The organism is Mesorhizobium sp. M7A.F.Ca.AU.002.02.1.1, assembly GCF_003998535.1.
Lineage (GTDB): Bacteria > Pseudomonadota > Alphaproteobacteria > Rhizobiales > Rhizobiaceae > Mesorhizobium > Mesorhizobium ciceri.
In genome coordinates this window covers 1-10,157 of record NZ_RZPB01000151.1, presented here as the reverse complement: position 1 = coordinate 10,157, position 10,157 = coordinate 1, and the positions used below count along the sequence as shown (strand labels likewise).

Annotated in this window: 13 protein-coding genes; 7 read left to right on the top strand and 6 right to left on the bottom strand. The window is 64.6% G+C overall.

Features of this window, described 5'->3' with window-relative positions:
• Window positions 1-442 (top strand): FAD-dependent monooxygenase (locus EN879_RS12225; protein ID WP_206520939.1); only part of this gene is annotated, 442 nt, incomplete at its 5' end.
• Between the two features lie 23 nt (window positions 443-465).
• Here the strand turns inward: EN879_RS12225 and EN879_RS12220 are convergent.
• Window positions 466-1,359 carry a LysR family transcriptional regulator gene (locus tag EN879_RS12220; protein WP_063168616.1) on the bottom strand — a complete coding sequence of 298 codons (894 nt, stop codon included), beginning with the start codon at window positions 1,357-1,359 and terminating at the stop codon, window positions 466-468.
• A 103-nt stretch (window positions 1,360-1,462) separates the two neighbouring features.
• On the opposite strand from EN879_RS12220, the gene EN879_RS12215 reads away from it, so the two are divergent.
• Both EN879_RS12215 and EN879_RS12210 read left to right on the top strand, forming a co-directional pair.
• Window positions 1,463-2,200 carry an SDR family oxidoreductase gene (locus EN879_RS12215; protein ID WP_024501705.1) on the top strand — a complete coding sequence of 246 codons (738 nt, stop codon included), beginning with the start codon at window positions 1,463-1,465 and terminating at the stop codon, window positions 2,198-2,200.
• 69 nt (window positions 2,201-2,269) lie between these two features.
• Window positions 2,270-2,482: a 4-oxalocrotonate tautomerase family protein gene (locus EN879_RS12210; protein WP_013530653.1), complete on the top strand. Its 213-nt coding sequence runs from the start codon at window positions 2,270-2,272 to the stop codon at window positions 2,480-2,482.
• A gap of 52 nt (window positions 2,483-2,534) precedes the next feature.
• Here EN879_RS12210 and EN879_RS12205 read toward each other — a convergent pair whose 3' ends face one another.
• On the bottom strand, window positions 2,535-3,446 hold the full coding sequence (locus tag EN879_RS12205; RefSeq protein WP_013530654.1) for a transcriptional regulator GcvA: 912 nt from the start codon (window positions 3,444-3,446) through the stop codon (window positions 2,535-2,537).
• A 217-nt stretch (window positions 3,447-3,663) separates the two neighbouring features.
• Between EN879_RS12205 and EN879_RS12200 the strand changes: the two genes are divergently transcribed.
• The 3 genes from EN879_RS12200 to EN879_RS12190 all read left to right on the top strand — a co-directional run bounded on the left by EN879_RS12200 (window position 3,664) and on the right by EN879_RS12190 (window position 6,431).
• Window positions 3,664-3,846, top strand: coding sequence for a DUF1127 domain-containing protein (locus EN879_RS12200; RefSeq protein ID WP_013530655.1), 183 nt, complete (start codon window positions 3,664-3,666; stop codon window positions 3,844-3,846).
• Entirely contained in the window at window positions 3,843-4,733 is an 891-nt protein-coding gene (locus tag EN879_RS12195) for an NmrA family NAD(P)-binding protein (protein WP_063168615.1), read from the top strand. The genes EN879_RS12200 and EN879_RS12195 overlap by 4 nt, the downstream gene beginning before the upstream one ends.
• A gap of 141 nt (window positions 4,734-4,874) precedes the next feature.
• Window positions 4,875-6,431: a serine hydrolase gene (locus EN879_RS12190; RefSeq protein ID WP_063168614.1), complete on the top strand. Its 1,557-nt coding sequence runs from the start codon at window positions 4,875-4,877 to the stop codon at window positions 6,429-6,431.
• Between the two features lie 28 nt (window positions 6,432-6,459).
• Here EN879_RS12190 and EN879_RS12185 read toward each other — a convergent pair whose 3' ends face one another.
• Complete coding sequence (locus EN879_RS12185; RefSeq protein ID WP_013530658.1) at window positions 6,460-7,395, bottom strand: hypothetical protein; 936 nt, start codon at window positions 7,393-7,395, stop codon at window positions 6,460-6,462.
• A 159-nt stretch (window positions 7,396-7,554) separates the two neighbouring features.
• Here EN879_RS12185 and EN879_RS12180 point away from each other — a divergent pair, with 159 nt between their 5' ends.
• Entirely contained in the window at window positions 7,555-8,667 is a 1,113-nt protein-coding gene (locus tag EN879_RS12180; RefSeq protein ID WP_063168613.1) for a KamA family radical SAM protein, read from the top strand.
• 9 nt (window positions 8,668-8,676) lie between these two features.
• On the opposite strand, the gene EN879_RS12175 is transcribed toward EN879_RS12180, so the two are convergent.
• From EN879_RS12175 to EN879_RS12165, 3 genes are all read right to left on the bottom strand, one after another.
• Window positions 8,677-9,282: a 4'-phosphopantetheinyl transferase superfamily protein gene (locus EN879_RS12175; RefSeq protein ID WP_063170289.1), complete on the bottom strand. Its 606-nt coding sequence runs from the start codon at window positions 9,280-9,282 to the stop codon at window positions 8,677-8,679.
• Window positions 9,283-9,329: 47 nt separating this feature from the next.
• The gene (locus EN879_RS12170) at window positions 9,330-9,779 is read right to left on the bottom strand and encodes a GNAT family N-acetyltransferase (RefSeq protein ID WP_244514318.1); all 450 of its coding nucleotides are present in this window, start codon (window positions 9,777-9,779) and stop codon (window positions 9,330-9,332) included.
• On the bottom strand, window positions 9,776-10,157 hold a 382-nt coding region (locus EN879_RS12165; RefSeq protein WP_206520938.1), incomplete at its 5' end, for a hypothetical protein. The genes EN879_RS12165 and EN879_RS12170, both read right to left, overlap by 4 nt.

Below are 10,157 nucleotides of genomic sequence, written 5' to 3'. Positions count from 1 at the left end.
GTTTCAGCTTGATTTTGTCGACCCCGCCTCGATCATCCAGGCAACGGATGGCTTCTACGAATATCCGAACTGCGACCGCGACCCGCTGCCACGATGGTCGTTCGGGCGGGTGACGCTGCTCGGCGATGCGGCGCATCCCATGTACCCGGTGGGGTCGAACGGAGCCAGCCAGGCAATACTCGACGCTGGTTGCCTTGCGATGCATCTGGCCGCAGGACCGACCGTCGAAGCCGCGCTAACACGGTATGACGGGGAGCGGCGGCCGGCCACATCGGCCATCGTGCTGGCCAATCGGCAAGGCGGGCCGGAAGCGGTCATAGACATGGTCGAGGCCCGGGCGCCGCATGGGTTTGATGACATCGACGCCGTCGCTTCGCGCGAAGAACGCAAGAGCGTGGTACGCGGCTATGCGTCCCTGGCCGGGTTTGCAAAACCGAGTTGATCGCGAGTGGCGCGTTTTGCAGCCTACAGGTTTGCCTCGGCGAAGATGCGTGAGGCCCAGTCGAGGAAGACGCGAAGGCGCGGCGAGAGCTGTCTGTTCTGCGGGTAGAGCGCCGACAGCGGCGTCGGCGATGGCGGATAATCGGCCAGCACTTCGACCAGCGTCCCTTCGGCCAGGTCTTTGTCGAAGCGATAGCGCGGCGCCTGGATGAGGCCGAGGCCAAGCCGCGCCAGGTCGGCGGCGGTATCGGAATTGTTGGCGGCGACGCGGCCGGGCAGCCGCACCTCACGGATATTGCCGGCGACAGTGAATTCGAACGGAAGGGTCTCTCCGGTGCGCGACGAGACAAAGCCCACCGCCTGGTGACCGTCGAGCGCATCGGGGGAGGCGGGCGTGCCGTGGCGCTCGAGATAGGCGGGGCTGGCGCAGGTGATCTCGCGGATCATCGCGAGCCGCCGCATGATCATGCCGCTGTCGGGCGGCTCGCCGACGCGGATCACGCAGTCCACGCCTTCACGCACGAGATCGACCAGCCGGTCGCTCTGGCCGATCTGCAGGTCGATGCGGGGATAGCGGTCGAGAAACTCCGGCAGGCGCGGCAACAGGAATGTGCGGGTGAGCAGCGTGCTGGCGTCGATGCGCAGCAGGCCGAAAGGCTCGGCGTTGCGGAAGGCGGCCTCGGCATCCTCGATCTCGGCCAGGATCGACAGGCAGCGCCGATAGTAGGCTTCACCATCCTGGGTGGCGTTCACCTGCCGCGTCGTTCGTTCCAGCAGCCGCGCGCCGAGATGCTCCTCCAGCCGCCGGATGGCTTCCGTCGCGGTTGAGCGCGGCAGGCCGAGATCGGCCGCCGCAGCGGTGAAGCTGCGCCGCTCCAGAACGCGAACAAAGAGCCGCATCGTGTCCAGCCGATCCATGCTCTTTGTTCGCAGTTTCCGAATAGTGATGTCAATGGGTGGATGATTATCCGGAATTCGGCTTGGCCTATATCCGTGTCACCAACAACGCGGAGAGACTTCGATGACAAATCAAACCAGAACCGCGATCGTGACCGGCGCCTCCAAAGGCATCGGCGCCGCCATCGCACAGCGGCTCGCCCGTGACGGCGTCGCCGTTGTCGTCAACTATGCACGGGGCCGTGCGGAGGCCGAAGAACTGGTCCGCGCGATCGAGACCGGCGGCGGCAGGGCGATCGCCGTGCAGGCCGATATCGCCAATCCGAACGGCATCGCCGTGCTGTTCGACGCCGGCGAGAAGGCGTTCGGCGGCATCGACATCCTCGTCAACAATGCCGGCATCATGAAGATTTCGCCGATCGCGCAGACCGACGATGCTTCGTTCGACACCCAGATCGCGATCAATCTCGGCGGCGTGTTTCGCGGCATGCGGGAAGGTGCGCGCCGGCTTCGCGACGGCGGCCGCATGATCAATTTTTCCAGCAGCGTCGTCGGTCTCTATCAGTCGGGCTACGGCGTTTACGCCGCCACAAAGGCGGGTGTCGAGGCGATGACCCACATCCTGGCCAAGGAGCTTGGCGCGCGCCGTGTCACCGTCAACGCGGTGGCGCCCGGACCGATCGAGACCGCGCTGTTCACGGACGGCAAGAGCGAGGCGCAGATCGAGGCCATCGGCAAGATGATCCCGCTCGGCCGGCTCGGCCAGCCCGACGACATTGCCGGGCTGGTCTCGTTCCTGGCCGGTCCGGACAGCTTCTGGGTCAACGGGCAAATCATCCGCGCCAATGGCGGCGTGGTCTGAGGCGGCAACCAGGCCGGCTTGGCTCTCCTGACTGCCTGACTTCCACACTCGAAAAGCTAAGGAAACATCATGCCATTCGCCAACATCAAGCTACCGCAAGCGGCCCTCTCCAAAGCGCAGAAGGAAGACCTCATCCATCGAACGACCGCGATGTTCGTGGACTTTTTCGGTGAGGGCGTGCGCCCCTACACGATGGTGCTGGTCGAGGAGGTCGCCGACGGAGGCTATGGCCGGGCCGACGAAGTGTTCGTCGTGCCGGAAGTTTTTCGCGCGAAGGAGTAGTGCAGGGCTAGACCTCGAAGAGGTGCCTTTCACAAATTGAACCCTTGCCGCATCAGCCATCCTTCGTCGCACCGACCCAGTCGGCGGCCACTTCGGCAAACAGCCAGTCGCGGAACGCCTTGATCTTTTTCTGGCGCAGCGCGCCGTCACGGTAGACGACGTAGTAGCGCGAGGCGGATTTCAGCGCGAGATCGAAGGGACGAACCAGCCGCCCCGCAGCGAGGTCGGCCGAGACCAGCGCGCTTCGGCCGAGCAACACGCCTTCGCCATGCACCGCGGCTTCGACGGCGAAGGTGGCGGAATCGAAGCGCACGCCGCGCTTGGGATCGATGCCGTCCACGCCGGCCTGTTGCAGCCATGTTGCCCAGTCGATGCGAAAGGCGTCGTGGATCAGCTTGTGATGCCGGAGATCCCCGGGCTGGCGCAGCGGATGTTCGCCTTGCAGCAGTTCCGGGCTGCAGACCGGGAAGACCTCTTCATCAGCGAGAAACTCCGCCGTCACCCCGGTATAGCCGCCCTTGCCGTAGCGGATGGCGATGTCGATGCCGTCGCTGACGAAATCGGAAAGCACGCCCGAGGTCGACAGCCGCACGTCGATGTCGGCGTTTGCGCGGTGGAAGCGATGCAGCCTCGGCACCAGCCAGCGGCCGGCAAAACCGTCCGATGTGCTGACATTCAGGATGCCTGCCGTGCGGTCGGGCGTGGCGGCGATGGTGGCGGCGGCGATCTGGTCCAGCGCCGTCCTGACTTCCGATGCGTAGGCCGCGCCGACCGACGTCAGGCGCACGGACCTCGTTCCCCGATCGAAAAGCTGGATGCCGAGCCTGTCCTCGATGTTGCGGATGGCGCGGCTGACCGCGCCATGGGTGACGTTGAGCTCACCCGCCGCCTTGGAGAAACTCAGATGCCTGGCGGCAGCCTCGAAGGCGGGCAAGGCAGTGAGGGGCGGTAGTCTGCGCGGCATGGTCCACCTGTGAGTGTTGCTCACAAATCCTGCACAAAGAGTCGTTTGTCGTCCAGCCCGGAAATGTCCAATCTATAGGGGTAGCAGCGGATATTGATCGGCTTTCCTATCTCGCCGCTGCGCTGAACGACCAGAAACAGTGTGAGCAATCGTCATGCTTGTCCCCTTGCGGACGGCGTCGGCACGCTTGCGCCTACTGAACCACAGGAGACGAACCATGAAACCGATTCTCGAATCCATCAGCGCCGCGACGAGCGGTCTTGCACTCAGAGCCTCTGCAGTCGTCGAGCGCCGCCGGATGCTGCGCCAAGTTTCACGCTTCTCGAACCATCGCTTGCACGACATCGGATTCGAGCGCGACTGGGACGGCTCCATCCTGCGCAACGGGAGGTCGATATGACCAGCACCCTGATCATCGGCGCGACGGGGCTGCTGGGCAGCGAGATGGCGAAGGCCAGCGCCCGCAATGGCGATCGCCTGCACGTTCTGGTTCGTGCGGCAACAGCCGGCGATGAAGAGCGGCTGCGCCCGCTGAAGGAGCTCGGTGCCAAAATCCACGTCGGCGATCTCGACGACTATGACAGCCTTGTCCGCGCCGCCAGTGCGGTGGACCGCGTCATCAGCTCGGTGCATGTGCATTCGGCCAGCGAGATGACGCTGGTGCGGGCGCTGAGGGATGCCGGCGTTTCCCGCTATGTGCCTTCCGCCGGCTTCGGCCTCGACTTCGCCGCCGCCGCCCCGGGCTCGATCCCGCCGCTCGATCTCAAGCGAGGCGTGTTCGACGCGATCAGGCAAGCCGATCTGCCCTACACGGTGATCTACACCAACGGCTTCTTTTCGACCTGGGTGGCGACGCTGGGCGATCTGATGCGCTTTGGCTCGTCGCCCTTGCCGCCCGATGAGGTGACGCTTTATGGCGGTGGCGATGTGCCGGCGACGTTTGTCAGCGAGAAGGACATCGCCGCCGTCACCTTGCGCGCGTTGAACGATCCCAAGGCCATCCGCAGCGAGATCCGCATCGCCCGAAACAAGATCACCCAGAACGAAATGATCGATCTGTGGCGCCGGGTGAGCGGCCGCTCGCCGCGCATCGTGCCTCAGAGTGCGGCGGAGCTTGAGGCGATGATCGCGTCAGCCCCCTGGCTTGGACTGCTGCGGGCATTCTGGATACGCGGCGAGACCGCGCTCGAGACGGCCACGCCGGAAGCCGGAGTGCTGTATCCGGAGCTGGCTTTCGAGACCATCGAGAGCGCCTTTGTTGCGATGGCGGACGCCGCTGGGCGGTAGGAACAGGAGCGCGGCGCTGAAGCTGACGTCGTCGGCGCGGCCGATGAATCCGGCTCGCGGCGTGAGCCGCCCGAGAAGGGCTGGTCTCACCCGTGCGGGCCTGTATCATGGTCATGTGAATTCCTGGGAGGAGGCTTGTGCATGCGGCTGAATCGGAATCTCTGCCAGTGGAGGGTTTGGGTCTTCATCGCCGCAATGGCGCTTTGGCCGCACGCGGCGCCGGCCGATAGCCTCACGCCCGAGCGCATCACTGCTGCCCTGTCGAAGCTCGAAGCGCTTGCCGAAGCCGCCGTCGCGGACGGTGCCGTGCCCGGGCTCGCCATCGGCGTCGTGCGCGATGACGAGGTGATCTTCCTCAAGGGTTTTGGGCATCGCGAGGCCGGCAAGCCTGAGATCGTCGACGCCGACACGGTGTTCCAGATCGCCTCCCTTTCCAAGCCGGTTTCCGCCACCGTCGTAGCGGCGTTGGTTAGCGACAGGATCGTGTCCTGGGATTCGAAGATCGCCGATCTCGATCCGGCCTTCAGGTTGGCCGATCCTTATCCGGCAAGCCAGCTCACCGTCCGTGACCTGTTTTCGCATCGCAGCGGGCTTCCAGGCACCGCCGGAGACGACCTCGAGGACATTGGCTACGACCGCGTCGAGATCCTGCATCGCCTGCGGTTCGTGCCGCCATCGTCGAGCTTTCGGGCCGGGTATTCTTACAGCAATTTCGGATTGACAGAGGGTGCCGTGGCAGCCGCGACACCGACGGGAAAGCCCTGGGAGCAGGTCGCCGAGGAGAAGCTCTACCGTCCGCTGGGCATGGCCTCCACGAGTTCCCGCCATTCGGACTTCGTCAAGCGAACCAACCGCGCCGCGCTTCACGTCAAGGTCGATGGCGCCTGGGCAGCGAGGATAGAGCGCGATCCGGATGCGCAGGCGCCCGCCGGCGGCGTCAGCTCTACGGCACGTGACCTCTCGCAATGGGTGCGCCTCATCCTCCACAACGGCGTTTATGCCGGCAAGACACTGATTGCCGCCGATGCGCTAAGCCAGACGCATGTTCCGCTGATATCGCGCGGCAACAACCCCGTCTCCGGCGGCGCATCGTTCTACGGCCTCGGCTGGAATGTCGAATTCGGCCGACACGGCCTGAGCTGGGGCCACGCCGGCGCTTTCAGCGTCGGCGCGCGTACCCTGGTGACAGTCTTCCCAAAGGAGAAGCTGGGCATAGTCATCGTCGCCAACGCCTTTCCGACTGGCCTGCCGGAGGGATTGTCCGACAGCTTCGCCGATCTCGTCTTCGACGGTAAGGTCGAGAAGGACTGGGTCAAGGCGTGGAATGATATCTATGCGGGCCTGTTCGGTCCGGTGGTCGCGGCGGCCAAGGCCGCCTACGCCGCGCCGCCGTCTCCGTCACGGCGAGCCGGGCCGGGCAGTGTCTATGCTGGCCGGTACGCCAACGACTTCATCGGCGACGCGATTGTGTCGAAAGCGGGAGACGACCTTGTACTCAAGGTGGGCCCGGCCGCCGGCCGGTCCTATTCATTGAGGCATTTCGACGGTGATCTTTTCCTGACCTTCCCCGACGCGGAGACGCCGGACAGCCCCTCGGGTGTAAGTTTCGTGGTCGGCGCTGACGGCAAGGCGTCGGCCATGACTGTAGGTTTTCTCGACGACAATCATCTCGGCACGCTGCAACGTGTGGGGGACTGACTTCCAAATCGACCGGTCCCGCCGGGAGTCAGGATGCCGGGCCGTATCGGAGCAGTTTGAAGCAATCGCCGTTGCCCGATTTCGTCTGTGCCAGCGAGGGCTTCGATCTGTCGATCCATTCCTGATGTGACCTCGCGTCGGCTTCGATCGCGTCGACCGGTGCAAGACTGACAAAGCTGCGTCCGTGGCTGAGAAGCCAGCACGCACGGCCGAGAAATCGCCTGCTGCGCTGGCGCAAGAGGTCGGCATCGTAGAAGATGTCGAGCACCTCGTGCTTGATCTTGCGCTCGGTTTCAGGATTGGCGATCGCAACCTCGATCGGCTCGCCGCCGATCGCATCCTGCAGGTCCTTGTAGTCGAGGGTGAGTTGGGTGATGGCATATTTGATCTCGCTCTCGTCGCGCACGATGTCGAACCATAGCGTCGGATCGAGCTGGTTGACGACGAACGACGACTCGAAATCGCGCGACAGGTTGAGGATGTCGAAGTCCCGGATGTCGACGTCGCGCTCAACCAGCAGGATTTCGCGGATCTGCTTGCCAAGCTCCGCTCCCTGCGCGCCGATGGCGGCGTTGGTTCCACCAAGTTCGGGACTAACGTAGGCCCCGCCGTCATCCAGCAGCGCGTCGAATTCGCCAAGTGACTCGACGAGGGGAGCGCCACGAGCGATGCGCGCCGCCAGCTTGGCCAGAACCTGCTGGAGATCCGTTTCGCGTCTGCGCTGGTCTTGGTAATTCTGCTGGAAAAAGAAGATGAACAGCGACACGCCGATGCCGATCAGGATCACGCCCAACTGCGAGAAGATGTTACGGTAGTATTCCAGCAGCTTTTCGCGATGACGCACGTCGTCGCGCACACTGTGGGCGACGCGCAGATTGACGATCAGCGACAGGATGAGCAGCCCAGTACCGACGAGGATGAGGCCGCCGATGAGCAGGTAACCATGGCCTGTGCTGAAGTCCATTCGTTTTCCCTGAAGCCCAGACTGCGCAGAATAGTGCCATTTTGGCTAAATACCTACGGATTTGCAGGCGGTGGATTTGATGGCGGCGACCACCCCAGAAGGTTGACCCGCCTGGCCATCCGGCCGATAGCTCCGCCAGAAACTGCCCCGAGAACCCTGATGACTTCAGACACGAACCTCCACGATGCACGCTCCGCCGATCCTGACACCGCCTGGCAGGCGGACGTCCGCGCCGGGGTGCGCCACGTCCGCGACCTTGACCGCCTCCCGCTGTCGTCAGCCGAGCGCGCAGCCGCCCAGGCCGCGGCGGCGAACCACAAGGTGCGCGCGCCCAAAGCCTATCTCGACCTGATCGACTGGAACGACCCGGCTGATCCGATCCGGGCGCAGGTCATCCCGTCTCCGCAAGAACTTGAGGAAGCGGAAGGCGAACTCGACGATCCGATCGCCGACCATGACTTCAGCCCGGTGCCGCGCTTGACGCATCGCCATGCCGACCGGGTGCTGTTGTTCCCGACCTACCAATGCGCGGTCTATTGCCGGTTCTGCTTCCGCAAGGAATCGCTGACCTCGATCGGCAGGGGTTATACGCGCGAGGCGCTGGAGCCGGCGCTGGCCTATATCGCGGATCACCCCGAAATCCGCGAGGTGATCCTGACCGGCGGCGATCCGCTGTCGCTGCCCGACAAGGCGCTGGCCGAAATCCGCGCGCGCATCGAAGCGATCGCGCATGTGCGGCTGCTGCGCATCCACACGCGCGTTCCGGTGGCGCTGCCGTCGCGCATCACGCCGGGGCTGGTTGCGGCCCTGCAGGGCCGGCTGATGGTCACCATCGTCACCCATTTCAACCACGCGCGGGAAATCACTCAGGCCACGGAAACCGCCTGTCGCACGCTGCGGCAAGCCGGCTTCGTGCTGCTCAACCAGAGCGTTCTGCTCAAAGGCGTCAACGACAGCGTCGAGGCGCTGGAGGAGCTCTGCCGCGAGCTGATGTATCGCCTCGGCGTCAAACCCTATTACCTGCACCATGGCGACCTCGCGCGCGGCATGGCGCACCGGCGCACGACGATTGCGCAGGGGCAGGCGCTGACCGAAGCGCTGCGGGCGCGACTGTCGGGCATCTGCAACCCCGTCTATGTGCTCGACCTGCCGGAAGGCGGCGGCAAGGTGCCGATCGGGCCTTGCCATGTCGAGGGACGGGAGGGCGAGAACTGGCGGCTGCGCGGGCTGGATGGCGAGGTGAGGGCGTATACGGAGATCGTTGGCGAATAGGACTGCGCGCTAACCCCTGTCTTTCTCGACAAACGCCAGCACCACCACGCGCGGGGCAACGCAGTAGGCGAGCCTGGCCTTGCGGCCTGTCTTCGTCGTCGCGTGGCCTGCGTTCAGGTCGACGGTGATGTCCTCATAGCCCAGCACCTCGCGATCGAGCGGATAGACGGCCTTGTAGACGGCTTCCTTGGCGGCAAAAAGGATGCGGCCGGCAAGATGCCGGTCGGCTGCGTCGGTGCGGTCCGCGGGTGTTGTCACGAGCGCCAAAATATCATCCGGGAGAGGCTGCGCGGGCTCGACGTCGATGCCGAGCGAGGCGATATCGCCAACCGGTGCAACCGCCGCTACCGCCATGTCGTCGTCGTGCGCGAGCGAACCCATTATTCCCTCGGGCCAGACCGGCGCGCCGGTTGGCGCGCGCAGGATGGCGACGTCGCCGACGCCAAGCTCCGCCAGCAGTCCGTGCGCGATCCAGCGCGCAGCGCCGCTGGCGCGCCGCATGGCAAGCTGGCGCGCCGCGATAGAGCGGGCTTCCATGGGCAGCAGATGGGCTTCATCGCCTTCGCGGATCAGGCGGCATCCGATCCGGACACCGCTCGGCGCGATCGCGGCCATAGCCTCCAGCAGGGTCGTTTCCGCCGATGAATTCGCAACGGGCGGCGTCAACGATCGACCATCGGCAGGACGGCGATCATTTCTCCGTCCTCGTCGATGCCTTGTTCCACGAAGCCGGCTGCGCGATAGAGGTGGCGTGCGGCCTCGTTCTCGGGCTCGTAGCAGATCGAAACCTCCCTGATATGGCCGAGATTTCCGATCTCGTCGAGCAAGGCGCGCAATGCGGCTTTGCCATAGCCTTTGCCCTGGTGGGCGCGGTCGATCATGAAGCGGTAGACCAGCGCCTCGTTGTCCGACGCATCGTACATCAGGAAACCGACGACACGGGTCCCAGCCATGATGGCGCGCGGCCGCGCGTCTTCGTCGGTTTCGGCTTCTTCGAGGGACTCCGAATTGCCGGCGACGAAATCCCTCTGCTCCGGAGCCAGTTCCAGGGCCGCCACCAGAGCGCGGTTGGCCCTGGTCACGGCAACGAGACGGATGTCCTCGGTGTTCAAGCCGATGCCTTGGCCGAGGACTCGGTGATCGGTTCGACGAAGCGATGCAGCTTGGCCGGGTTGCCGCGCCATATGGAGTTGGGCTCCAGCTCTTCGCCCTTCATGACGAAGGAGTCGACATCGACCACCGAACCTTCGCCCATGACAACGCCGTAGTGGACAAAGGCGGAGGGTCCGAGCGTGCAGCCCTTGCCGATGCGGATGAAGTCGGACTTGAAGGCGCCTTCTTCCAGCGAATGGGCCTGGATGACGCAGCCCTCGTTGAGGGTGGCGTCGTCGCCGATCTCCACCAGCGAGCGTTCTGTCAGATTGCTGCCGCCGTCATAGACACGGCTGCCGATCTTGACGCCCAGCATGCGCAGGATCATCGGCCGGAAC

Excerpts from the sequence above, each read along its gene's own strand:
- EN879_RS12185 (WP_013530658.1), bottom strand. The coding sequence starts at position 7,395 with ATGGACTTCAGCACAGGCCATGGTTACCTGCTCATCGGCGGCCTCATC.
- EN879_RS12175 (WP_063170289.1), bottom strand. The coding sequence starts at position 9,282 with ATGGCCGCGATCGCGCCGAGCGGTGTCCGGATCGGATGCCGCCTGATC.
- EN879_RS12210 (WP_013530653.1), top strand. The coding sequence starts at position 2,270 with ATGCCATTCGCCAACATCAAGCTACCGCAAGCGGCCCTCTCCAAAGCG.
- EN879_RS12200 (WP_013530655.1), top strand. The coding sequence starts at position 3,664 with ATGAAACCGATTCTCGAATCCATCAGCGCCGCGACGAGCGGTCTTGCA.
- EN879_RS12180 (WP_063168613.1), top strand. The coding sequence starts at position 7,555 with ATGACTTCAGACACGAACCTCCACGATGCACGCTCCGCCGATCCTGAC.
- EN879_RS12195 (WP_063168615.1), top strand. The coding sequence starts at position 3,843 with ATGACCAGCACCCTGATCATCGGCGCGACGGGGCTGCTGGGCAGCGAG.
- EN879_RS12205 (WP_013530654.1), bottom strand. The coding sequence starts at position 3,446 with ATGCCGCGCAGACTACCGCCCCTCACTGCCTTGCCCGCCTTCGAGGCT.
- EN879_RS12190 (WP_063168614.1), top strand. The coding sequence starts at position 4,875 with ATGCGGCTGAATCGGAATCTCTGCCAGTGGAGGGTTTGGGTCTTCATC.
- EN879_RS12220 (WP_063168616.1), bottom strand. The coding sequence starts at position 1,359 with ATGGATCGGCTGGACACGATGCGGCTCTTTGTTCGCGTTCTGGAGCGG.
- EN879_RS12215 (WP_024501705.1), top strand. The coding sequence starts at position 1,463 with ATGACAAATCAAACCAGAACCGCGATCGTGACCGGCGCCTCCAAAGGC.